This is a genomic window from Paenibacillus sp. GCM10027626 (genome assembly GCF_042676285.1).
Lineage (GTDB): Bacteria > Bacillota > Bacilli > Paenibacillales > Paenibacillaceae > Paenibacillus_Z.
In genome coordinates this window covers 107,851-130,004 of sequence record NZ_JBHTHC010000002.1, presented here as the reverse complement: position 1 = coordinate 130,004, position 22,154 = coordinate 107,851, and the positions used below count along the sequence as shown (strand labels likewise).

Below are 22,154 nucleotides of genomic sequence, written 5' to 3'. Positions count from 1 at the left end.
CCCTTTAGTTTGCAGCAAAATCACGAATCCCGTTCAAATCGGCTAAACTAAATACAGGTTTTGCATTTAGATCGCGAATCGTCTGCTTATCCCTAGCAACTAACTACATAAAATGCAGTTAGTTGCTACCCCATGCTACTGCACGGCATCATCAGGGGGATAGTGATCTGGCTCCCCTCCATTTCATCCTCCCTATGCTGACGATTAGGGCTAACGAACTTGAGACACGCTATTGGCCGAAAAATCGGCTTGCTCCGCGTGTAACGAACCGAAGACACGCTATTGCTGGAAAAAAGGCGGGGAAGCGGCCGATTTTCGGTGAATAACGATCGGTAGATTCGTTACAACTCACAAGGTCCCATTTTGAGCCGGATAAGGATTGTCAGGTTCGTTAGCAAATCTTATCAGATGGATGATGCTGCCAAGCAAACAGGCAAAAAAATCACAAAATTAATAAAGCAGCAACTAAAATACAGTTAGACGTCCATGCCTCTGCACGGCGTACCACTTTCCGCTGACTTACAAAAAACGCCTCTGACCATATGGCCGGAGGCGTTTATCATCTTTTTAAGGAAGCTTTTCAATCGCTTCTTCGGTGCCTGTGGCGGCATTGATATAGATGCGGTACGTACCGCCATTAATCGACCCGGTAAACTCATGGCAGAGCACTTCTTTGTTTTCGTCATTCAAAATGACTGCCAGACGTTCACTTGTTTGCTTCAAATCCGGATTAAGCGATTTGCGGGCTTCTTCTACGGAGATCGCAGGCTTAGGCAGGTTGCGCTCATGATGCTCATGGATATAATCCGCCGCCTGCAGTCCTACCGCCTCACCGTTATCCAGTGCAATTTTTACTGTTATCTTCTCAGGGTAGATCAATACGCCATCCTGACTTGCAACATAAGTAAATGTCGCGATTTTATTATATTCGTCATAGACAGCAGGCACCATGTTTTGATAGCCGCGATGTTTCAGAAACGCTGTTGCCTGCTGTTCCGCTTGTTTGTAACCCACTTTATGGTCATTAACCGCCCGCGAATTCATGTAGTAGATCAGATGGCCTCCATCCTGAGTGAAATCCATTTGAACAGGATGTTTGTCTTTTCCTTGCTCTACTGTCGCCGAATAAGTTGCATATTCGGTGCCCTTGCCATTTTCCACTACGCGAACAGCTTGCTCATCCACACCCGCAAATTGTGCGGCCAGCGCTTTAATTTCCTGTGGCGATTTTTTCGGTCCGCCAAGCATCTTCAATGTCCGTTTTTGATACATGCTGGATACGGAAGGGCCCCAATCCAGCTCCGGATACTCACCGACCTTTTTGTCAACGAGCTTGAAGCCGTCAATAATTGAATTGTCCCGAGTGGATTTTTCAGAAGCGAGCGCGAGTTCAACATCCATCCAGCGCAAATTGCTTGCCAGCACCTTGCTCTGCACGCCAAGCAGGTCTTTGGATATTTGATCGGCATTGGCATAAAGCGACTTCAAGGTTTTCATTTCATTTGCATTGAGCGGCTCTTTCGTCAAATCACGTACAGAAGCTTTGTAAGCAAAACTGGATATTTTCGACAAAAATTCTTCTGTCCGATTGAACGGCATCAGCGAAAGCGGCAATTGATTAATCTCATTTTGCGCCTGGCTTGTCAACCGCCATACATTCACAAGCCCTTTGCGCTGATAGCCGTGAGAAGCTTGGCCGACGGCAAGCGTATTGCCGAGCTCAGAATGCAATTTCTGCACATGGTAAGACAGATCGTGAAACGCGCGTTGATATTGGTTTTCCGCCTTAATCAGAATTGAATTTTTCTCTTGATGCTCCTGATATCCCCAGTAAAGCGAGCCTGCAAAAAACAGCGTCATTACCGGAAACAATATGGCGCTTAGTCGCTGGTACATAAGTCAAAAGCTCCTTTCGTGTGCAAAACCTGGTGTTAGTTTGGTTTGCCTTCAGGAGCTTTATACATTGTTTTTCAGTTTTGTTATTGAACTGGCCAAAATTTCAGAACGGTAATTCTTCAATTTCAAAATCTTCCGCATTGCTGCAAACACATTGTTTAAAGCCTGTATCGATTTTCCCCTTATCACGCCGTCCGCGCAAAACAAATTTTTCTCCGCATTTGCGGCAGCGAATCGATACCTTTATCCGTGCCAAGTTCATTAGACCCTCCTGCCCGCTGCTATAAGCGTAAGCGTTGCCTGTTCTCTTATAGTAGTATAGACAAGGGAGTCAAAACTTAACCTCTTTTTCCCTGACTAGCAGCCGGAATGGCGAGCGGGCATTGGCACGATTTATTTTACGCAAACCTTTGATCCACAAAAACGCCATTAACGGTACGATAAAATATATCCAGTACACTGTTCCTGAGCCCATAATCCAGTCATATACCCCATGCTCAAGCAGAGCGATTAAAAAGGACAGCGCTAAAAAGCGTTTGACTTTGGACTTTTCCGAAAATTTGGCTTTTCCTAAATAATACCCCATCGTCACACCGAACAAGGCATGTCCGGGTACGGGCAGCAGCGCCCGCACAAGGATCGTTCCGAACTCAACAGGCTGGTAAATGGCGTACAGGACATTCTCTGCAGTGGCGAAGCCTAGTGAAATGGCAACCGCGTAGACGATCCCGTCATAGGGCTCGTCGAACTCCGTATGATTAAAAATAATATGATAGAGCACGAACCACTTGAGCAGTTCCTCTACGCCGGCAGAAATGGCGAACGCAAATAAAAAAGGATGGTCTTCTCCAATCCATAGAACCAATCCGCGCTGAATAACCATTATCGGAAGCACTATCAAAACGCCAAGCAAAAATACTTTGGCTACCATTAAAATCGGCTCGGAATCATATTTATCCCGTAAATAAAAATAGGTGAGCAGTGATATTCCCGGCGCGACAGCCGCTGTTAAAACTGAAAGTAACACCATCCCCCATTAATCACCTCCGATCTATTTATTATACAACGCCGGGAATAGATCGGGAAACTGCTGAAATTGCCAATTTATAAAATTAAAGAGCTTGCAGCCGGCCGGCAATGCCGCAGCTGAAGCTCTCGCTGTGTGTGGTTAAAAATGAGTGCATATTTCTGAAACTGCGTTGTCGGAAATAATCAATTTCCCATACTCATCCAGAACAGCCGTTGTGACCGATGTCGCTTCGCCATACTCAGCCAGCAGCGCAATAAGCGCATGATACTGGGGCAGCTCAAGACCCGTTGGCTCGAAGGCGAGCATATATTTGTCATTATAGGCATACAAGCGGCCGCCTTCCAGAAAGTTAGCTGCTTGAAGCTGTTTGCAGGCAGATATAATGTCTTCAAAATCCTTGAATGCATACAACACAACGTCACTTTGCTCAAGAGTAACCTCAAGCTCGTAAACATCTTCGTCATGTTCATCTTCATCCAGCGCCCGTTCTCCAGGCCTGCCATTCACCTTGCCCCTAGTGACGATTACAACCATGCCCTGTGCCGGAAGCTGAAAAACTTCTACCGCCAGCGGCCCGCTTGCATCAAATCCGAGCTCTGTGTAGGCTTGATCCATCATCTCACTGAACAACTCATGCACCTTCGGAATTTCTCGCCACATGTCCTCCTTCTGGATCCCACGCTCCAGCAGGTCGTCGAACGTCAGAAAGATTCGTATTTTATCTTGATTGAGCCGTTCGATTTTCATGATAGGATCCTCCTCCTCGAAAGCATCTGCTTGTTATCGCGGAGCAAAACAGATTTCGAAGCGCTGATTGCGGCATGATCTGTTATAACAGCGTATGAAGCAGAGAGAGATATGTGCTAAAATCGTGCTATGTACCTATGTTATCACTTCTACACACGGAATGCACTAGATCAGACAAAAAAAGAATCGTAGAGCCGCTGCTTCCTTGCAAAAGGGAATGCTTGGCTCGACGATTCAAGGCAAATTAATGCGCTTTGTTGTCTTGGAGCATTTTCTCTACTTCTTGATTTAATTCAGGATCGCTTTCGACTACAGCATGGATTTGATCCCAAGCCTCAGCGGAGCCTTTTGCCGAGGCTTGCGCAGGCTTTGGGATAGCCGCATTCTTTTTCCGCATGAATTTTCCTGTCATCATCTCACTGGCCGCTGATCCGGCGAGCGAGATCCATTCCGGGCGTCTTCTTGATAAAAATACGGCAGCTGCCATCCCCGTTAGGCCGCCCATAACAAATGAAGACCATTTCATCAGGCACTTCCTCCTTAATTCTTAATGCGTGCATCCATAGTGTGGCCTTAGCAATATCGGCTCATCCCGCACAAATTAAGGAAGTGGGAAGCATTTTATTTTTTTCCGGCCGCGGATCGCAGGGTGAACAAATGATATTCAGACGGGGCGCGGAACCGCAAAGGCAGCTTGGATGTTCCAAACCCGCAGCTTACAAACATTCTCGCTTTATTCCGCTTATGTACGATTTTGCCGGCTGTATCAAAGCCTCCGGCGGACTTAGGCCAGTACCAGCCGCGGTTCCAAAAAGAGCGAAAAACCGAACCGATAAACGGAAGAAATATTTGTCCTCCGTGAGTATGGCCTGCAAGCACAAGATCCACGCTGACTTTGTCCTGCAATTTATCGATTCGCGTCATAATGACCGGATCATGCGCGAGCAGCAGCGTAAACGCCGCCTCCTTCTCATCCGCCTCCAGCGCTTGCTCCAGCCGGTCGCGTTTTGTATGGGGGTCATCCACTCCGCTCAATCGGATTCGTGCGCCATTCGGCTTTTCCAATATGACAGATTCATTGATCAGCAGTCTGACGCCCTCTTCGCGCAGCATAACATCCAAAGCTCTAATATCATCATCGTAGTCATGATTGCCGTATACCATATATACCGGCGCCAGCTTGGCCAGCATACGCACATTATGCCTGCTGCGCGGCAGCGGCACCCCCGCCTCCTTGAGATCGCCGCCAATCAGCACTAAATCTATTTTGCCCAAATTCATGCATGATTCTACGAGCGCTGCAGAAATTTTTCGCCGATGAATATCCGAAATAAATAAAACTGCAGTCCCGTCAAATGCTTCCGGCAATGTTTCCAGCTCAATTTGCTGAACATCCGGCCGGGCGCGACAGGCGCAAATGAACATATAAAGCAGCAGACCAACCGGCAAAAATATTAGCAGCAGCAGAATTGCAATCCACATCTATCCGTTTCCCCCATCGCATAATCCGTTTATTCCATTCTATGCTGTAAAGATCCTTTTCCTGTTTCGGTCTACATTTTTATTAACGTTCTTTTCGGTAACGGATAATAAACCCCATGACGGCATCAATTAAAAAATGCGCAATAATCGGCGTCCACAACGTGCCGGTCTGTTCATACGCCCAGCCCAAACCGTAGCTTATCGAAAAAACAAGACCTGTCGGAATCCAGTGCCTTAAGTAGCGAACGTGAATGGTCGCAAACAAGATGCTTGTCCAGTAAGGACCGATCGAATGCTGAATGGCGCCTCTGAATAACGTCTCCTCGCAAATCGCCACAATAAAGGAGAGCAAAATAATATGCCACCACGGCCTGTTTTTAAAGATCCGTTCATTAACCCCGCCGTCGTCTCCCACCTCATCCGGTACAAATCGGGATATGGCAATATCAACAGCTAGGACTATAACCCCAAGACCTAAGACCCAGTACACAAAATTGACGTTTTTCGGAATGGCAAACAATGAAAATAAACTTTGATGCTGAAAAAATATCCAGATCAAGCCGATAATAAGAGTAAGTGCTTGAGTGCCATACAGATTGATAAGCAGCATTCTATCGTCGATCTCATCGATGTTCACTTTGCGCAGCTTGAATTTGCCCAAGTTGAATTTTTTCATAAGTTACCGCCTGTCATTGAAGTTGTATATTTTCTTTTCCAACATTTTCACCTATACTAAACTAGGACAATAGATGCATTACAGCCGCCATCTTATATTTCGAAAAATGACAACATTTGTCTAACGAGGGAGATTGCTATGGAGAAACGACTGGCACGAACCGAATTACTTTTTAGTATTGGATTCTTATTCACGCTCGTCCTTGCTGTCGGTGCTTTCTTTTACGGGATCAAGGTTGGCTCTGACAAGACAGAAGCCAAATTTATCGAACAAACGAAACATCTCAGCAGCAACAGCGGCGCCAGCGCCCTAGCTTATCAGCAGCAGGATCTTGTTTCATTCTATCATACCGTATATTTGCCCTATCGTGAATTTCAGAATGCATGGGTACAGACGATGACCAAGCTTGCCGCAGGACAGCTCGCCGATCCGGCAGCCGCCTTAAAGGAACTGTCCGGCCTTGCCGACCGCAAATATACAGAAGCCTCCCGGGCTGCCCAGCCACAATCCTCACCGCTGCTCGGACAGGCTCAGGTGGAGCTGATGAAGGGCATGAAGGCGCTAGGCACGGCTGCAGATCAGGTGAAAAATAATGCCAACCGGACGAAAAGCTCCAGCGTTCTGAATACGATAAACAACAATCAGCATTACAACGAAGGGGTAAAACACATCTTAACCGGGCAGATGAAATATTACACCTCCATGCAAAAATGGAGCTCCTCCGTCAATCGCGATATTCCCGATCAATATGAAGTTAAAAATATTTTGCAGATTAGCGCTTGGAAAAAGCTCCCGCTAACGGTGAAAAACAAGCTTGCTGCCGAGCAAATAAAGGCGCGCAATCAATTAACCGCCTTTTTGCCGCATGATTTGACCGCGCGAATCGATGAGTTCATCTTATCCGGACAAGCCAGCAAAATGAAAATTAAAACGATCGACGCAATCATCGACCTGCTTATAAGCACCAAGGCAGTGCGTGCCGGGGACTTCGGCAACAGCAAGGCACGTCTGTATGACAATGAATTGTTGCCGCAGCTTCCTTTCTTCTATCCCGAGCAGGAATGAATTGAAGCGGGGCTGTCTCCTATAGACGAGGAGACAGCCCCGCTTCGCAATCATCACCCAGCTAAAAACCCGGTTTCAAGGCTCTCTTGATTAATCGTACTGGAAACCGTATATCGCTGCGACAGCGGCCATACCGCCAATGACGTTATGCAAATTGTCGTAGCCCCTCCCGCTTAAATAACGGCAGACCGCCACGCTGCGAATGCCGTGAGCGCAAATGATGTATAGCGGCTTATCTTGAGGGAGCTCATTGCAGCGTTCGATAAACGTACTTGTAGGCATTAGGACAGATCCATCAAGATGATAATAATCATATTCATGCCTTTCTCGCACATCGAAAATTTGCTCGCGTTCGATTGCTTCAGCTGCTAGAAGCTCCGCCAATTGCTGAGGTTCAATATCTTCCCAGTTTTCCATCGACTTTAATCCCTGCCAATCGCCTGTTCTTGCCCTTGATCATAACGAAAATTTCACAATTGGGCAAGTTTCGGCATTGCATTCTTCCACAGTGTTGCATTAAAATAGAAACGTCCGTATCGTCATCACAGTCTAATATTCCTCAACGTTCGACACCAAGGCGAGCAAGAGGAACCTTAAACCCGAGAACCGACTCTCGTCCCGCTTTTGCTTCATGAGCGGAGGGCGGGGGTTTTTCGCTTCTACATACAAAACTGAGCTGATCCTTCCGAAGCAAATTTTGTTTCGATGAGACTACGCTCAACAAAACTGAGCCCATCCTTCCGAAGCAAGTTTTGTTTCGATGAGACTTCGAGGAAGATTACGCTCAACAAAACTGAGCCGATCCTTCCGAAGTAAGTTTTGTTTCGATGAGACTTCGCGGAAGATTATGCTCAACAAAACTGAGCCGATCCTTCCGAAGTAAGTTTTGTTTCGATGAGACTTCGAGGAAGATTACGCTCAACAAAACTTTTAGGAGGCATGTTTATGTTTAAAGTGCTTGTATCTGATCCGATTAGCGATATGGGGATACAACAGCTTGCTGATGCGGCTGATGTTATTGTCGACAAAAAGCCAGGTCTGAGTGAAGATGAATTGGTTGAAATTATTGGAGAATATGATGCACTGCTTGTCCGCAGCCAAACGCGTGTCACAGCGCGCATTATGGATGCCGGCAAAAAGCTGAAGGTTGTTGGCCGCGCCGGCGTTGGCGTCGATAACATCGATCTGGAGGCTGCTACGCAGCGCGGTATTATCGTTATTAACGCTCCCGACGGCAACACGATCACGACCTGTGAGCATACGTTTGCCATGATGATGGCTGTAGCCCGCCATATTCCGCAAGCTTATCACAAAACTGTCGGCGGCGTATGGGATCGCAAATCCTTCCTCGGAGTGGAGCTGCGGAACAAAATTCTCGGCGTCCTTGGCATGGGCCGGATCGGCAGCGAGGTTGCAAAACGCGCCAAAGCGTTCGGTATGGAAATTTGGGGCTACGATCCGTTCTTGACGGAAGAGCGCGCCGAAAAGATTGGCGTCCGTCTTTCCACTGTAGAAGAGATTATACGCAATGCCGATTTTATGACCGTCCATACTCCGCTTACTCCTGAGACTCGTCATATGATTTCACGCCCGCAATTTGAAGTGATGAAAAAAGGAATGCGCATCGTCAACTGCGCCCGCGGCGGCATTATCGACGAGCAGGCGCTTGTCGAAGCCATCGATCAGGGCATCGTTGCCGGAGCTGCTTTTGACGTATTTGAAGTAGAACCGCCGGCAGCGGATCACCCGTTCCTCGGGCATCCTAAAATTATCGTGACACCGCATTTGGGCGCCTCGACAGTAGAAGCGCAAGAAAATGTCGCCATTGACGTTTCAGAGCAAGTTCTGAATATTTTGCGGGACAAGCCATTTATGAACGCTGTTAATATGCCGCCAATTCCGGCCAACGTCCGGAATAAACTGCAGCCGTACTTCGGACTCGGGGAAAAACTGGGCAGCTTCGCGGCACAAATTACCGAAGGCGCGATCGAAGAGATTACGGTCAGCTACTCCGGCGAACTAGCCGAAGTCGACACTCAACCGTTAACGCGCTACATTGTCCGCGGCGTTATGGCGCACCATCTTGGCCTGGACCAAGTCAATGTCGTTAACTCGATGCATTTGGCCAAGCAGCGCAGCGTCAACGTCGTTATTCAAACTTCGCACACAGCGAAGGACTTCACCAATCTGGTGACCGTCACACTGCGTTCGAAGAAGGAAACGCGCCAAGTATCCGGCACCCTGTTGACAGGCTATGGCCCGCGTATCGTGCAAGTTGACAAATTCCCGGTCGATGTCGATCCGGAAGGACATATCATTCTTGTCTCGCACTTTGACAAGCCTGGTATCGTTGGCCGCGTCGGCACCTTGCTGGGCAGCAACGATGTCAACATCGCCACGATGCAGGTCGGCCGTCAACTGGCAGGCGGATCGGCGATTATGCTGATTAGAGTCGATAAATCCGTTCCTAAAGCAGTGCTTTCGGAGCTGGTCACATTGTCCGATCTTAACAGCGCCAAAGAAATTACATTGACTTAATGGCCGCGCGATAAAGGCTGCTCAAAAACAAAAATGTTTCACGTACAACAAGATTAGTCGGTTTCTTTCAACAAAAAGAGCGCTCCTCATAAGGAGCGCTCTTCTTTTTCTATGGCCCTTCGACAGGAAGCAGCAGCGTAAACTCCGTTCCTTTGCCGACCGAGCTCGTAGCGTATATACGGCCGTAATGGGCTTCAACAATATTTTTAACGATAGCAAGGCCGAGGCCTGTACCTCCTAAAGCAGCACCGCGCTTGCGCGCCTTATCCGCTTTGTAAAACCGTTCAAATATATAAGGCAAATCCTCGGACGGGATTCCATGGCCTTCATCCCGTACTTTTATTTCGATAAACGGCTTGCCTTCTACTTGCCCGTAGCGCGCCGACAGCTCAATTTCCGCACCGCTCGGCGTATGCCGCAAAGCATTATCGAGCAAATTGGTAAGCACCTGCTCCAGACGATCCTCATCGCCGGCTTCAATGCCCAGATGCTCCTCTGGCAAGCTGGAGGTCAGCACATTGCCGCGTTCCTTGGCATAAGCGATAAACTTGCGATGCACCCGCTTTAGCAAGGCCGTCATATCTACCGGCTCCAGCTTAACCTCGATATGGCCGGCTTCCATTCGCGCAAGATCAAGCAAATCCTTCACTAGCCGGCCCATTCGCAGCGATTCGTCGTGAATGACCTGGACCAGCTCCTGGCGCTCCTCAGGCGAAGCCGCAATATCATCAAGGAGAGCCTCGCTATATCCTTGCAGCATAGATAGCGGAGTACGGATTTCATGCGACACATTGGCGACAAAATCGCGCCGCAGTTTTTCCAGCTTGGATTCTTCCGTGACGTTGCGCATGACCGCCACTGCCCCGCGGACAGTGTCATTCGACTTCAACGGTGCCATGACTAGCGACCAGACCCCGCTCTGAACATGAACTTTGTCTGTCATGTCCCGTCCTTCTCGCAACACGGCGCTGTAGAGCTCGCGAAGCGGGCCGGGAACCTGGCTGATGCGGCTCTCGCCAGAAGCAGCAGTTCCTTCGTCCGCCTTCTCTTCCCCGATCGCCGCAGCATCCTCTGACCATTGCAGATCATTCCAGCTTTCAAGCAATAATTGCCCCGGCGGGTTCGCCAAAATAATTTGCCCTTCAGCATCGAAAGTAACGACGGCATCGGCCATGCTTCGCAATACGCTCGACAGATGATCCTTCTCATGGTTCAAATCGCGGATCAACGTGCCCAATTCGCTCGCCATATGGTTGAAGGTGTTGGCTAAATCGCCGATTTCATCTGTAGAGCGGATCATAACCCGAGTCTCATAGTTACCCTGAGCAATCAAATCGGCTGCTTTTTTCATTTGCAGCAGCGGCTGCGTTATTTTGGTAGACAGAAAAAAGGCAAAAAATGTGGAAAGCAAGAAGCCGATAATCGCCGTATAGACGAACAGCACCTTCACATCATGCGATCGATCACTAAAGGTAACATCGATATATTGCAGCAGGAACATGCCGAGGCTTAGCAGCACGACCGCCACCAGCCCGATAATGGTCATCCACAGCTTGCCGACAACACTGCGCCATAGCATTGTCAGCATGGATTACTTAGGCACCTCAAGCTTGTAACCGACGCCCCAAACTGTAGTTATCATCGCCGCCGCATCGGCCGAAACCTTGTTCAGCTTTTCCCGCAGACGCTTCACATGGGTATCTACAGTACGCAGATCGCCGAAAAACTCATAGTTCCAAACGTCTTTCAGCAGCTCTTCCCTCGAAAAGACCTTGTCCGGTGAAATCGCCAAATAATGCAGCAGTTCATATTCCTTAGGAGTCAGGCTCACTTCCTGGCCGCCTGCCATCACCCGGTGCGCATCATGCTCAATGATCAAATGTGGAAACACAATGTTGTTGCTGGTGAGCGCCTCTTTGGAAAGGAAGGCCGTTGCCGACGAGCGGCGCAAAATCGCTTTTACCCGATAAATCACCTCACGCGGGCTAAATGGTTTCACTACATAATCGTCTGCTCCGACCTCAAAGCCCTGGACGCGATTCATCTCCTCGCCCTTAGCCGTCAGCATGATGACCGGGGTCGCTTTTACTTGCCGCAGTCTGGAGCAAACTTCAATACCATCAATTCCGGGCAACATGACGTCGAGCAAAATAAGATCAAAGTCGCTGCCGGTCGCCAGCCGGATAGCCGTTTCCCCATCCTCTGCCTCTTGAATGACATAGCCCTCTTTTTCCAAGTACATCTTCAGCAATCTGCGAATCCGTTCCTCATCATCTACTACCAGAATGCGATGTGCCTGTTCAGCCATACGATCCGACTCCTTTCATCTGTTCAAAAATTTTAAGCGCCTGCGTAAGAGTGCAAACCGACAAGCACCAGGTTGACGCCAATGAGTGTAAACATGACGACAACGAAGCCGATAACGGCAAGCCATGCCGACTTTTTGCCGTGCCAGCCGCGCGACAGGCGCAGGTGCAAGTAAGCTGTGTAATAGAGCCATGTAATAAGTGCCCATACCTCTTTCGGGTCCCAGCCCCAGAAGCGCGACCAGGCGATATAGGCCCAGATCATTGCGAAAATAAGCGCCCCAAGCGTATAGATAGGGTAACCGATCACAATCGTGCGATAGCTGATTTCGTCCAGATCGTCCGGATCGATATCGCCCATGCCGGAATGAATCACTGCACCGATCGGCCTGCGCAGCGCCAAACGGACAATGCCGTACAAAATCGTACCGACGATAATCGACCATACGATTGTGTTCAGCTTCCGCCCGGCATTGACACCCTTCATCCATACCGGCGTTTCCAGCAGCGGCTCCTTCATGCCGAGGAACGGCTTCATTTCGATGACTTCACTGTTATATGGCTTGAAGATCGGCGGCAACGTATACTCGACCGTCTCCACCGAAGTGCTCTCCTGCCCGGTGCTGCTAATCACCGATATTTCTTGTTTGAAGGAAGCTTGATAATGCGCGCCTCTGAAGGCAAAAACTGTGCCTACAAAAGCAATAATAACTATAATAACATAGAGACAAAATTCCACCCAGCGCTGTTCCCGGCGAGCGGCTTTATCGGTTGACTTAAAATTGACGACTCTTAACAAGTACATCAGACCTGCGGCAAAGCCGACAGCGAAAAAAGCTTCACCAAGCGCGGCTGTCGTCACATGGACCTTCAGCCACATCGACTGCAGGGCCGGAATAAGCGGCTGCACCTCCTGCGGGAATACGGCTGCTAATGCGACGATAATGACCGTCAGCGGCAGTGAGAACAGCCCCAGCAGCGGCTTGCGGTAAATGGCATACGTAATGATGAAGGCAAGCATAATCATCATCGCCAGAAACGTCATAAACTCATACATGTTGCTGGTCGGGATCTGGCCGCTGCCAATCCACCTTGTGAAGAAAAAGGTCAGATGAGCGGCAAAGCCGATTATGGAAGTGACGAAAGCAATGCGGCTCCACCGCTTTTGATGCTCCTCCGGCTTGCGGTTGCTGAACTTCTTCCCCATTACCGTTACCCCGTAAAACAAAAACCCAAAACAATAAAGAAAGAAGGCAGCAATGAAGGCAATGCTGCTAAACTCCACCAAATTCACGATTGGTTCCCTCCGTTATCGAGCGACTTCGGCTCTACGTTCAGCCCAGTTTTGTTCAATACTGCGGCAACTTCGGCACGCATGCCGTAATTGTTTTTATTCGTATGAGCGCCCAGCGAAACCCGCCCGTTATCAATTCGCAGCCAGATCCGGCGATGCTGCCAATAGGAGCCCATCAGCAAACCTAACATCGAAATTCCCGCTCCAATCCATATATAAGGCATCGCATAATCCATCCGAATATTTAACACCGAGACTGCGCCTTCGAACTCGATGCCGTCCATGGACGGCACTTTAATTTCAAATCTTTCGCCGATTTTGCCGTTAATGGCATCTTGGCTGAAGCGCGCCTTGTCCGTTTGCTTCGGGAAATACATATACGGCTCGCCTGTATCAGGAAGATCGCCCCCCTTAATGACAAAGGCAAAAGCAGGCGCATTCGGATTCGGCGATTTGGAAGCCGGCTCGCCGCTAGCATCAATAGTGAAGTCCATAAACTTTGATCTTAGCAGCAGCTCGTAGGGACCAAGCTTAAACGCAGTGTCCGGGTCCCGCATCGACAGACGGAAAGGGCCGTAGGTTTCGCCTGTTTGATGATCGATCAGGACCGGGTTCACAGCGTGCAGCTTGGGCGTGTCGTCAAAGCTGTACTGGTACAATTTCAGACCGTTGAACGACAAAGGCTCGTTTACCTGAATATGCTGTTTGGCGACCTCCTGCAGCTTAGGCTGCAGCAGCGGATCGTTGCAATCTCCCGTACATTCGTAAAGAACAGCCTGCGTCTCATACTTTTTGGCCCGCATCGTGCCTTGCAGCTGCTGCGGAAGCTCGTCCTTCCCGTAGTATTCGACCGTAAACTTCTCACTTTTCACAAAATAATCAGTGCCCGGGATTTGAACCGTCTCTCCTTCTTGGACCGATACATAATTGTCCATCGTCCAGCCCGGAATCGTCCGCAGAAGGGCTGCGAGCAAAAAGACAATCAGGCCGATATGGTTAATATAAGGGCCCCAGCGGCTAAACCTTGATTTTTCAGCGAACAGCGCCTGGCCGTCCTTTTTGACCCGGTAACGCTTCCGCTTCAATTCTTTCTCCACATCGTCAATCCAATTGTCGGCCGCTTGCCCGCCCTTGGCCACCTCCCCGGAATAGACGGTTTTTTGCCTCATTATAAATTGCATATGCTTCCGCGTCTGCTGCTTGTTAAGCGCGCGATAGAGCGGCAGCACCCGATCGAGGCTGCAGATGACGAGCGAAGCGCCGATCATAACGAGCAGACCTCTAAACCACCAGGACTCATATGTATTAGAGAGTCCCAGCGTATAGTACCATTTGCCGATCCAGCCGTATTTCTCTTCATAGTAGGTTGCCGGATCGAAGGAAACAAAGGCGTTTTCCTGCGTAAAAATGGTGCCGACGATCGCCGCCAGCAGTGTAATGATAATCATGCGCACTGCAACCTTGACGGAGGAAAAGAAATTCCATACTTTGTCGATAAAATTCGGATTGCTTTTTTGCGACCGTCGCGCCACCCCGTCGTAGCGCATTTCAAGCGGCGTAGTTTGCGCGGCGAGCTCCTCGGATAAAGGCTTGCCGCAGCTTTCGCAAAGAACGGTTCCTACCGGGTTTTGGTGGCCGCACTCGCATTTCGTATTTTCAAATGACAACAACTGCACAGACCTCCCAAACTTTAGAACTGCAGCAATTTCTCAATGCGCCTATCAATCTCCTCTTCGGTCAATCCGCCTACATAAATATCCATAATGCTTCCGTCCGGCTTCACAAAAAAGGTCGTCGGATAGGAGCGTACGCCATAAAGCCTTTCAATCTTATTGCGCTGATCACGCAATATATCATAGGTCAGCCCGAATTTTTCCACAAAATTGTTAACCGTCAACTGATCCTCGCTCAAGTTGATGCCTATAATTTCGAACGGTTTTCCTTGAGCCTGCCATTTCTCATATTGCCGCTGAAATTCGGGTGTTTCGATCACGCATGGCGGGCAGAAGCTGCCCCAAAAATTAATGACAAGCGCCTTCCCTTCGTAATCGGCCAGACGATGGGTTTTATTATCGGTGCCAAGCAATGCAAAATCTGGCGGCCGTTCGCCGATTTTCGGCAAATCGTCCTTCGAGCCGAATACCGCATTGCCTATTGTATAGCCACCAAGCAGAACGACAGCAAAAAGCACAATAATTTGAACTAATCTGCGGTTTTTTTTCATAGGTTTGCAAGGTCACCGCCCTTCTCGTTCTTCTTTAGCATTCCAATTGTCATTATAACGAAAACTGGACGGCAATTAGATTGCCGCCACTCGTTATTTTTGAATATTATGTGTCTTCGTTGCGATTTTCTTCAAATCTTCGACTTCCTGCGCCGTCAGATGCCGGTACTTGCCGCGGGCCAAATTCGACAAGTTCAGCTCGCCGTACTTGATCCGCTTCAAGCGCGACACCGGATGATTAATCGCCTCAAACATCCGCCGCACCTGCCGGTTGCGCCCTTCATGAATCGTAATCCGAATGGTCGCCTGCTTCCGCTCCGGATCTACGTCCTGGTACTCAACCTCTGCCGGAGCGGTCATTCCGTCCTTGAGCTTGATTCCGTTCTGCAGCTTCTCCAAGGCATTGCCGTGCGGAATTCCTCTTACTGTCGCCAAATAAGTTTTCGGCACCTGATGGCTGGGGTGTGTAAGCATCTTGGCAAAGTCACCGTCATTCGTCAAAATGAGCAGGCCTTCAGTGTCATAATCAAGTCTTCCTACCGGGTAGACCCGTTCCTTGATGCCCGGCAAGTAATCAGACACGATTTTGCGGCCATGCGGATCGCTCGCGCTTGTAATTACACCTTTTGGTTTATTCATCACGAGATACAGCTTTTTCTCGCTCTTGATCGGCTTGCCGCCAACCGTTATGATATCAGCCTCCGGATCCGCCTTGACCCCCAAAGTCGTTACCGTCTCTCCATTGACAGCTACTTGTCCGGATAAAATCAGTTCTTCACATTTTCGGCGCGACGCAACCCCGGCCTGCGCCAAAATTTTCTGTAATCGTTCCAATAATTTCACCTCATCATTCATCATACCCCAAAATCGACAGGAAATCACTATTTGCTAATGTTTGAATTAAAACCCCGGTTCGCTTCGCGCTTGCAGCTGCAAACACGAGACTTACCGGGGCCCTCGCCATTATCCGAATATGTAAAGACAAATAAAAATAGCAGCAATAAATCCGACTAAATCCGAGAATAATCCTACCTTCAGCGCATAACGGCTGCGGCGAATGCCGACAGCGCCAAAATATACAGTCAACACGTACAGCGTCGTATCCGTGCTTCCTTGGATAGTCGAGGCAATGCGGCCAATCATCGAATCCGGGCCATACGTTTTTATGAGCTCAGTCGTAAAGGCAAGCGAGCCTGCCCCCGTTAATGGCCTAAGCATGCCAAGCGGCAATATTTCGCTCGGAACGCCGAATTGATCAAATACAGGACGAATAAGGGCTGAAAGCAAATCCATCGCCCCGGAGGCGCGAAACATACTAATGGCAACCATCATGCCGACCAGATGGGGGATAATATTTATCGCCGTTCCGAAGCCCTCCTTGGCGCCCTCCAGAAACGTTTCATACACCGGTACCTTTTTAAATGCCGCATAAAGCGGAATAAACACAATCATAAAGGGGATTGTCCACGCCGAAATTATTGTAATCCATTCATACAACGGCCTCACCCTCTCCGCCGTTCGTTCCATCCTTTCGAATCCGCTTAACGGCTTGATTGCGTCGTCTTCGCTTCTTGCTGTCTATATCCGCGGGCGGGCCGGAGCGGAATCTGTACCAGCGGTCGGCCAAAATGGCCGCGGCCGTGGCGATTATCGTCGCGGCTAGGGTCGTACCGACAATTTCGGCGGGGTGTGCCGAATTGTAGGTCATGCGTATAGCAATTAACGTGGTCGGCACAAGGGTAATGCTTGCGGTATTTAAGGCGAGCAACGTGCACATCGCGGGGGTGGCAGTCGTTTTGTCCGGATTCAGCTTCTGCAGCTCCTGCATCGCTTTAATCCCCATCGGAGTCGCAGCATTGCCCAGCCCTAAAATATTGGCGCTCATGTTGCTCATAATATAGCCGAGCGCCGGATGGCCTTTCGGCACATCCGGAAATAAAAAGCGGACAACAGGTTGCAGCAGCACGGCGAGCTTGCGCAGCAGCCCGCCATCTTCCGCTATCCGCATTAAGCCCAGCCAAAACACCATCACACTTATTAAACCGAAGCTTACGGTAACACCGCTTTCCGCCCCCTTGAAGGCCGCTTCCGTGAGCACTTCAATCCGGCCGTTAATTAGCGCCGCTACAAAGCTGGCTGCAATAAAAAACAACCATATATAATTTACCATTATGCCGTCTCCTCTCCTCCAAACAAGGTGGTCAGCACAAGTTTCATTACTGTAACAAAAGGCAGGCTTTCCGGCTGCTGCCCGCTGCTTTCATGGCGAACAATCGCTGCCTGCGCCTTTGTCTGCGCTTTTGCCTGTGGCTTGGCGGGGGCCGCTTTTTCGTTTACAGGCGTAACCCCTATTTTATTATCTCCGATATACCACTCAATCGTGCCGCGCTCGCCAAGTTTGTAATCCATTGAACGAGTCTTCGTTAAAATAAGCTTGGAACGAAGCTGTTCCTTTTCACCTTTTGCCAGCGGATATCGCAGCGTGCGGGAAATTTCCAGCGGATGGCCGTTAATTGCTTGACCTTTTTGAGCCACCTCTTGCAGCGGGAAATTTTCAAAGCCCCAGTCGAGCATCCGCTTATGATCGGCCCAGTCATCGCCGTCATTGATCGTTACCGCAGCCAGCTGCTGTCCGTCACGGGTAGCGGAGCTAACGAGGCAGCGCAAGGCCAGTTTTGTATAGCCGGTCTTTACTCCATCCGCGCCATCGTACATTTGCAGCATTCTATTTTTGTTTGTCCATTCATAATCCCACGGCTCGTGAGGATTAGGCGCTTTTTTCACTTTTGTTTTGACAATTTCCTTAAAAGTGGGATTGTGCAGAGCATACGCCGTCATCTTTGCCAAGTCGTTAGCTGAAGAATAATGACCTTTTGCATCCAAGCCGTGCGGATTCATAAAATGGCTGTTCGTCAAGCCCAGTTCTTTTGCCTTTTCATTCATCAAGTAGACGAATCCTTCCTCCGAGCCCCCTACATGCTCCGCAATAGCAGTAGCTGCATCGTTGCCTGAACGCAGCATCAGCCCGTACAGCATCGTCTCCAATTCCATCTCTTCTCCAAGCTTTAAAAAAATTGATGAACCTTCTTTGGCGAATGCCCGTTTGCTCGTTTTCACTTTATCTGTCAGCTTGCCGTGCTCAATTGCGACGATCGCCGTCATAATTTTCGTTAAGCTGGCAATGCGCATTGGCGTGTCTCCTTCCTTACTATAGAGCAACCTACCCGATTCGACATCGATCAATGCTGCCGCTTTTGCATGATTGGGCACATCATTCGGCACTTCAGCCGCTACATGCGCGTTTGGCAATAAAAGTGCGATTACTATGCCCAGGAGCCAACTGTTTTTCCGGATTACTCTCATTGCTGCATTTCCTCCTTATAAAATCGGGCGCCCGCGGAGTGCGCCGGGTCTTGTACATTATATGAAAACAAATTAAAGTTATGTCCGGGGCAGTTCCGAACTACTCACATACCTGGAAAACGCCCGAAAATGTCCGAGTTTTTTGAGAAGAAACGGCTGACGCCGTCCTTGGCGCGAGGCAAGTTCTTCCCCTGAAATTTTATACAATTTATCGAGTGAAACTTATAAATTACAATCAAGAAAAAGAAAAACCGCTCTTTAAGCGAGCAGTTTCTCTTTGCTTCTTAGGTTAGCTGATTACTAGAATGATAATCTTAATGATTCTGACCCAACTACACTGAAGTTTGCCCTGATGTCTGAGTCTGTTGTTGGCTTGGTCTGCATGCTTCCTGAATCATATCCATTGCTCTAGGCATATAATCAATCACACGGTCAATGAGATGTGTTTGATTATCTAATGGAACGACTTTAGTCCCATGGGAGCCAACCACAAGGAATGCGATAGGTGTAATTGTAACACCGCCGCCAGAACCTCCACCAAATGGGAGAGATACTGTAGCATTTTCTTTTTTTTGATTGTCCATTCCATAATCACTGCCACCAGCAGCAAAACCAAAAGAAACTTTTGATATTGGCATAATCACGTCACCATCAGGGGTTTGGACAGGATCGCCAATAATCGTATTAACGTCAATCATTTCTTTAAGGTTTTCCATTGATGTTTTCATGAGTCCTTGAATCGGATGATCTGCCATCGGTACTTTTTCCTCCTTTAATTGCTCGCAATGTATGGCCTTCTGTATCATTCCCCTGCATCCTAAGCATTATGTAGCCAGCGATTTCAAGGTGCGGCGAACACTTTCTAAGGAAAATAGCGCGCGAACGCCGCTTGTCCGCACAATGCGGTACAGCAGAAAAATAATGGCAGCTGTCGCAATGCCAAATCGCATCGTCGCTTTTGTATGCAGCTCGGATTCAAAATGATTTTGATTATAAACAGGATGAACTGCGATCTGCGGCTCCGCCTGTAAACGAACCAATTGCGACAGCACGCCGAGGAAGGCCCCTTTAATTGACCACGCAGCTCCTGTAAGCATCGCTGTCCATACAGCGTCGCCTGACCCGATCGCCGATCGCCAGCGCCACTCGGTAAGCTTTATATGCGACACAGTAAATTTGGCCCACCGCAGTAAATCCTCCGTCATGTCTGCCAACTGCTTCATCTCATCAATCGCGTGCAGCACCGTATCCTTGTCGATATGCTTTACGATGGACTGCTCATCGCCATGAAAGGGAGACTTTGTTCCCGATTCCCGCTTTAGTTCAACGCCTAGCCCTTTTAGCCGGATCACAGGAAGCTTCCAATTGTAATTGATGAAGCCGTATAAGCCGCGAATATGCATTTCCGCATGATCATTGTGATTTATTCGGCTCGCCGTCCATTCGACATTAAGCGGGGACAGCATTACGATCATGAGCAGCACAAAAAAAAGACCTGCCGCGAAGATCAACCAACCGTACAGATAACCCATGGGTGCATTCCCCCTTGCAGAATCCATTTTCAGTGAAAAAAGGGTGAAAAGGATTCGGTTATTCACGGATTTAGTATGACCTTGCAGGCAAGTCTCCATGCATACTATGCTTCGTCAATTGTCATTTGGCGGCCTTCGAGCTTTTCGAACAAGAGCTGTGTCCGTTCTTCAAGCGATTCATCCTCAACCATATTCGGTTCAGGCAAGGCAGCCAGGCTTGATAAATTAAAATAGTCCAAAAAAGATTTCGTCGTGCCATATAAAATTGGCCTGCCGATCGCTTCGGCCCGCCCCACTTCTTCGATTAAATCCTTCACAATCAGTGAATGCAGTGCCCGGTCGCTCTTTACGCCGCGTATTTCTTCAATGTCAATGCGCGTAATAGGCTGGCGGTAAGCGATAATCGATAAGGTCTCAAGCGCCGCTTGCGAAAGACTGGAACGCGTTGGCGTATAGGCCATCCGTTCAAAATAAGGCGCATGATCCGGATTTGTCGTCAGACGGTAGGAACCGGCTACATGCGACATTTGAATGCCGCGTTTTTTTCGTTTCAGCTCCTTCATTAAATCTCGCGCCAGTTCATCGGCAAGGGGGGCATCAAGCAGCAATATGTCGGCCAACTGCTTGGCGCTCAATCCTTCGTCTCCCGCCATAAACAGCAAGCTTTCAATAACTGTCTTCAATTTCGAGTAATCCACTTTCTGCCGCTTCCCCTCTCCAATGAATCACGATATCGTCAAATAACTGATTTTGAAAACAACGGATATGTTTAATTTTCATTAACTCCAGGAGGGCAAGGAAAGTCACGACAATCTCATGGCGGCCCATTTCCTCGCGAATTAACTTGGAGAACCGCACCGTCTCATATTCACGCAGCACATCGACGATATCGCGAATCCGATCTTTCACTGATATTTCATCCCGATGGATAGTTGCCACAATATTGCGCCGCGACACCTTGCGCATCGCCTTCTGAAAAGCTTTGATCAAATCATCAAGATGAAGGCCCCGCACCGGATTGTCCGGAATGACCGGCATATAAGGCGTAAGATCCTCCGCTTCCTTCGTAAAGACCAAGCTTCGTTCCTGCTCCCAATCTCGCAGCTGTTCAGCAATTTGTTTGTATTTGCGGTATTCGACCAGCTTGGCAATCAGCTCATCATGCGGATCAAGGCCTTCTTCCTCCCACATCTCATCGAACTCATCCTCGATGATCGGCGGCTTTGGCAGCAATTGCTTGCTCTTAATAAACAGCAGCGTTGCTGCCATGACCAAAAATTCACTGGTTACCTCAAGCTCCAATTGCTGCATGGCATCCAGATAGTCCATGTATTGATCGGTAATCTCGCTGATGGACACTTCATGAATGTCAATCTCCGCCTTGTCGATCAGGTGAAGAAGCAAGTCAAGCGGGCCTTCGAATGCTTCCAGTTTATATGTCACCGCCATAAGGGTACTGCTCACGCCTCTCTCTTAATAGTTCCCGCTATCTCGCCGCCAGCCGTCCGCTGGACTTATTGAGACAACACTTTTGTCAAATTCGCCATTTCAATCGCAGTAACTGCGGCCTCCCAGCCTTTATTGCCGGCCTTTGTACCCGCACGTTCAATCGCTTGTTCGATTGTATCCACAGTGAGCACGCCGAAGATGGTAGGGACGCCTGTCTTTAGCGCTGTGGCGGCTACTCCCTTGGCAGCTTCATTACACACATAATCAAAATGCGGCGTTGAACCGCGAATGACGGCGCCAAGCGTTATGACGGCGTCATATTTGCCGCTTTCCGCCATCTTTTGGGCGATTAACGGAATTTCAAAGGCGCCTGGCACCCAGGCAATTTCGATTTCGCTATCCTCAGCTCCGTGGCGCTTGAATGCATCCAATGCGCCGCTGAGCAGCTTGCTCGAAATAAACTCGTTAAATCTTCCAACAACAACACCGTAGCGCAAGCCTTCTGAAACTAAATGTCCTTCATAAATATGTGGCATAGTGATTCTCTCCTCC

At 48.9% G+C, this 22,154-nt stretch carries 24 protein-coding genes; 2 read left to right on the top strand and 22 right to left on the bottom strand.

The window, feature by feature from the left end:
• Nucleotides 1-567 precede the first annotated feature (567 nt).
• The 7 genes from ypeB to ACFQ0N_RS04280 form a co-directional block, all read right to left on the bottom strand.
• Nucleotides 568-1,896: a germination protein YpeB gene (ypeB, locus tag ACFQ0N_RS04310; RefSeq protein WP_379323193.1), complete on the bottom strand. Its 1,329-nt coding sequence runs from the start codon at nt 1,894-1,896 to the stop codon at nt 568-570.
• Between the two features lie 103 nt (nt 1,897-1,999).
• On the bottom strand, nt 2,000-2,158 hold the full coding sequence (locus ACFQ0N_RS04305; RefSeq protein WP_379323191.1) for a hypothetical protein: 159 nt from the start codon (nt 2,156-2,158) through the stop codon (nt 2,000-2,002).
• 69 nt (nt 2,159-2,227) lie between these two features.
• Nucleotides 2,228-2,926, bottom strand: coding sequence for a glutamic-type intramembrane protease PrsW (gene prsW, locus ACFQ0N_RS04300; protein WP_379323189.1), 699 nt, complete (start codon nt 2,924-2,926; stop codon nt 2,228-2,230).
• 138 nt (nt 2,927-3,064) lie between these two features.
• Entirely contained in the window at nt 3,065-3,673 is a 609-nt protein-coding gene (locus tag ACFQ0N_RS04295) for a genetic competence negative regulator (RefSeq protein ID WP_379323187.1), read from the bottom strand.
• A 244-nt stretch (nt 3,674-3,917) separates the two neighbouring features.
• The gene (locus tag ACFQ0N_RS04290; protein ID WP_379323185.1) at nt 3,918-4,199 is read right to left on the bottom strand and encodes a hypothetical protein; all 282 of its coding nucleotides are present in this window, start codon (nt 4,197-4,199) and stop codon (nt 3,918-3,920) included.
• Between the two features lie 95 nt (nt 4,200-4,294).
• A complete protein-coding gene (locus tag ACFQ0N_RS04285) occupies nt 4,295-5,155 on the bottom strand; it encodes a metallophosphoesterase (RefSeq protein ID WP_379323183.1) in 861 nt (286 codons plus the stop codon).
• A gap of 82 nt (nt 5,156-5,237) precedes the next feature.
• On the bottom strand, nt 5,238-5,831 hold the full coding sequence (locus ACFQ0N_RS04280; RefSeq protein WP_379323181.1) for a CPBP family intramembrane glutamic endopeptidase: 594 nt from the start codon (nt 5,829-5,831) through the stop codon (nt 5,238-5,240).
• A 138-nt stretch (nt 5,832-5,969) separates the two neighbouring features.
• Here ACFQ0N_RS04280 and ACFQ0N_RS04275 point away from each other — a divergent pair, with 138 nt between their 5' ends.
• Complete coding sequence (locus tag ACFQ0N_RS04275) at nt 5,970-6,896, top strand: hypothetical protein (protein WP_379323179.1); 927 nt, start codon at nt 5,970-5,972, stop codon at nt 6,894-6,896.
• A 90-nt stretch (nt 6,897-6,986) separates the two neighbouring features.
• Here the strand turns inward: ACFQ0N_RS04275 and ACFQ0N_RS04270 are convergent, their stop codons facing one another.
• Complete coding sequence (locus ACFQ0N_RS04270) at nt 6,987-7,313, bottom strand: rhodanese-like domain-containing protein (RefSeq protein WP_379323177.1); 327 nt, start codon at nt 7,311-7,313, stop codon at nt 6,987-6,989.
• A 528-nt stretch (nt 7,314-7,841) separates the two neighbouring features.
• On the opposite strand from ACFQ0N_RS04270, the gene serA reads away from it, so the two are divergent.
• Nucleotides 7,842-9,434, top strand: a complete 1,593-nt coding sequence (gene serA, locus ACFQ0N_RS04265; RefSeq protein ID WP_379323175.1) for a phosphoglycerate dehydrogenase — start codon at nt 7,842-7,844, stop codon at nt 9,432-9,434.
• A gap of 109 nt (nt 9,435-9,543) precedes the next feature.
• Here the strand turns inward: serA and ACFQ0N_RS04260 are convergent, their stop codons facing one another.
• The 14 genes from ACFQ0N_RS04260 to ribH all read right to left on the bottom strand — a co-directional run bounded on the left by ACFQ0N_RS04260 (nt 9,544) and on the right by ribH (nt 22,138).
• Nucleotides 9,544-11,022, bottom strand: coding sequence for a HAMP domain-containing sensor histidine kinase (locus tag ACFQ0N_RS04260; protein ID WP_379323173.1), 1,479 nt, complete (start codon nt 11,020-11,022; stop codon nt 9,544-9,546).
• A gap of 3 nt (nt 11,023-11,025) precedes the next feature.
• Complete coding sequence (locus ACFQ0N_RS04255; protein WP_379323171.1) at nt 11,026-11,742, bottom strand: response regulator transcription factor; 717 nt, start codon at nt 11,740-11,742, stop codon at nt 11,026-11,028.
• A 32-nt stretch (nt 11,743-11,774) separates the two neighbouring features.
• Nucleotides 11,775-13,034 carry a cytochrome c biogenesis protein CcsA gene (gene ccsA / locus ACFQ0N_RS04250; RefSeq protein WP_379323169.1) on the bottom strand — a complete coding sequence of 420 codons (1,260 nt, stop codon included), beginning with the start codon at nt 13,032-13,034 and terminating at the stop codon, nt 11,775-11,777.
• Nucleotides 13,031-14,704: a cytochrome c biogenesis protein ResB gene (resB, locus tag ACFQ0N_RS04245; RefSeq protein ID WP_379323166.1), complete on the bottom strand. Its 1,674-nt coding sequence runs from the start codon at nt 14,702-14,704 to the stop codon at nt 13,031-13,033. The genes ccsA and resB overlap by 4 nt, the downstream gene beginning before the upstream one ends.
• A gap of 20 nt (nt 14,705-14,724) precedes the next feature.
• Nucleotides 14,725-15,258 carry a redoxin domain-containing protein gene (locus ACFQ0N_RS04240; protein WP_379323164.1) on the bottom strand — a complete coding sequence of 178 codons (534 nt, stop codon included), beginning with the start codon at nt 15,256-15,258 and terminating at the stop codon, nt 14,725-14,727.
• A gap of 93 nt (nt 15,259-15,351) precedes the next feature.
• The gene (locus ACFQ0N_RS04235) at nt 15,352-16,092 is read right to left on the bottom strand and encodes a pseudouridine synthase (RefSeq protein ID WP_379323162.1); all 741 of its coding nucleotides are present in this window, start codon (nt 16,090-16,092) and stop codon (nt 15,352-15,354) included.
• A 129-nt stretch (nt 16,093-16,221) separates the two neighbouring features.
• Complete coding sequence (locus ACFQ0N_RS04230; protein ID WP_379323160.1) at nt 16,222-16,755, bottom strand: spore maturation protein; 534 nt, start codon at nt 16,753-16,755, stop codon at nt 16,222-16,224.
• Nucleotides 16,748-17,428, bottom strand: a complete 681-nt coding sequence (locus tag ACFQ0N_RS04225) for a nucleoside recognition domain-containing protein (protein ID WP_379323158.1) — start codon at nt 17,426-17,428, stop codon at nt 16,748-16,750. Before ACFQ0N_RS04225 ends, ACFQ0N_RS04230 begins: the two co-directional genes overlap by 8 nt.
• On the bottom strand, nt 17,428-18,621 hold the full coding sequence (locus tag ACFQ0N_RS04220; RefSeq protein ID WP_379323156.1) for a D-alanyl-D-alanine carboxypeptidase family protein: 1,194 nt from the start codon (nt 18,619-18,621) through the stop codon (nt 17,428-17,430). The genes ACFQ0N_RS04225 and ACFQ0N_RS04220 overlap by 1 nt, the downstream gene beginning before the upstream one ends.
• A 332-nt stretch (nt 18,622-18,953) precedes the next feature.
• Nucleotides 18,954-19,376, bottom strand: a complete 423-nt coding sequence (ytfJ, locus tag ACFQ0N_RS04215; protein ID WP_379323154.1) for a GerW family sporulation protein — start codon at nt 19,374-19,376, stop codon at nt 18,954-18,956.
• Nucleotides 19,377-19,445: 69 nt separating this feature from the next.
• Nucleotides 19,446-20,153, bottom strand: a complete 708-nt coding sequence (locus ACFQ0N_RS04210) for a DUF2953 domain-containing protein (RefSeq protein WP_379323152.1) — start codon at nt 20,151-20,153, stop codon at nt 19,446-19,448.
• A 104-nt stretch (nt 20,154-20,257) separates the two neighbouring features.
• Nucleotides 20,258-20,851, bottom strand: a complete 594-nt coding sequence (scpB, locus tag ACFQ0N_RS04205; protein ID WP_379323150.1) for an SMC-Scp complex subunit ScpB — start codon at nt 20,849-20,851, stop codon at nt 20,258-20,260.
• Complete coding sequence (locus ACFQ0N_RS04200; RefSeq protein WP_379323148.1) at nt 20,820-21,602, bottom strand: segregation and condensation protein A; 783 nt, start codon at nt 21,600-21,602, stop codon at nt 20,820-20,822. The genes scpB and ACFQ0N_RS04200 overlap by 32 nt, the downstream gene beginning before the upstream one ends.
• Before the next feature lie 65 nt (nt 21,603-21,667).
• Nucleotides 21,668-22,138: a 6,7-dimethyl-8-ribityllumazine synthase gene (gene ribH / locus ACFQ0N_RS04195; RefSeq protein WP_379323146.1), complete on the bottom strand. Its 471-nt coding sequence runs from the start codon at nt 22,136-22,138 to the stop codon at nt 21,668-21,670.
• Between the last annotated feature and the right edge of the window lie 16 nt (nt 22,139-22,154).

Bases quoted from the DNA above. Each gene is read 5' to 3' on its own strand.
- ypeB (WP_379323193.1), bottom strand. From the start codon at position 1,896: ATGTACCAGCGACTAAGCGCCATATTGTTTCCGGTAATGACGCTGTTT.
- ACFQ0N_RS04305 (WP_379323191.1), bottom strand. From the start codon at position 2,158: ATGAACTTGGCACGGATAAAGGTATCGATTCGCTGCCGCAAATGCGGA.
- prsW (WP_379323189.1), bottom strand. From the start codon at position 2,926: ATGGTGTTACTTTCAGTTTTAACAGCGGCTGTCGCGCCGGGAATATCA.
- ACFQ0N_RS04295 (WP_379323187.1), bottom strand. From the start codon at position 3,673: ATGAAAATCGAACGGCTCAATCAAGATAAAATACGAATCTTTCTGACG.
- ACFQ0N_RS04290 (WP_379323185.1), bottom strand. From the start codon at position 4,199: ATGAAATGGTCTTCATTTGTTATGGGCGGCCTAACGGGGATGGCAGCT.
- ACFQ0N_RS04285 (WP_379323183.1), bottom strand. From the start codon at position 5,155: ATGTGGATTGCAATTCTGCTGCTGCTAATATTTTTGCCGGTTGGTCTG.
- ACFQ0N_RS04280 (WP_379323181.1), bottom strand. From the start codon at position 5,831: ATGAAAAAATTCAACTTGGGCAAATTCAAGCTGCGCAAAGTGAACATC.
- ACFQ0N_RS04275 (WP_379323179.1), top strand. From the start codon at position 5,970: ATGGAGAAACGACTGGCACGAACCGAATTACTTTTTAGTATTGGATTC.
- ACFQ0N_RS04270 (WP_379323177.1), bottom strand. From the start codon at position 7,313: ATGGAAAACTGGGAAGATATTGAACCTCAGCAATTGGCGGAGCTTCTA.
- serA (WP_379323175.1), top strand. From the start codon at position 7,842: ATGTTTAAAGTGCTTGTATCTGATCCGATTAGCGATATGGGGATACAA.
- ACFQ0N_RS04260 (WP_379323173.1), bottom strand. From the start codon at position 11,022: ATGCTGACAATGCTATGGCGCAGTGTTGTCGGCAAGCTGTGGATGACC.
- ACFQ0N_RS04255 (WP_379323171.1), bottom strand. From the start codon at position 11,742: ATGGCTGAACAGGCACATCGCATTCTGGTAGTAGATGATGAGGAACGG.
- ACFQ0N_RS04240 (WP_379323164.1), bottom strand. From the start codon at position 15,258: ATGAAAAAAAACCGCAGATTAGTTCAAATTATTGTGCTTTTTGCTGTC.
- ACFQ0N_RS04225 (WP_379323158.1), bottom strand. From the start codon at position 17,428: ATGGTAAATTATATATGGTTGTTTTTTATTGCAGCCAGCTTTGTAGCG.
- ACFQ0N_RS04220 (WP_379323156.1), bottom strand. From the start codon at position 18,621: ATGAGAGTAATCCGGAAAAACAGTTGGCTCCTGGGCATAGTAATCGCA.
- ytfJ (WP_379323154.1), bottom strand. From the start codon at position 19,376: ATGGCAGATCATCCGATTCAAGGACTCATGAAAACATCAATGGAAAAC.
- ACFQ0N_RS04210 (WP_379323152.1), bottom strand. From the start codon at position 20,153: ATGGGTTATCTGTACGGTTGGTTGATCTTCGCGGCAGGTCTTTTTTTT.
- ACFQ0N_RS04200 (WP_379323148.1), bottom strand. From the start codon at position 21,602: ATGGCGGTGACATATAAACTGGAAGCATTCGAAGGCCCGCTTGACTTG.
- ribH (WP_379323146.1), bottom strand. From the start codon at position 22,138: ATGCCACATATTTATGAAGGACATTTAGTTTCAGAAGGCTTGCGCTAC.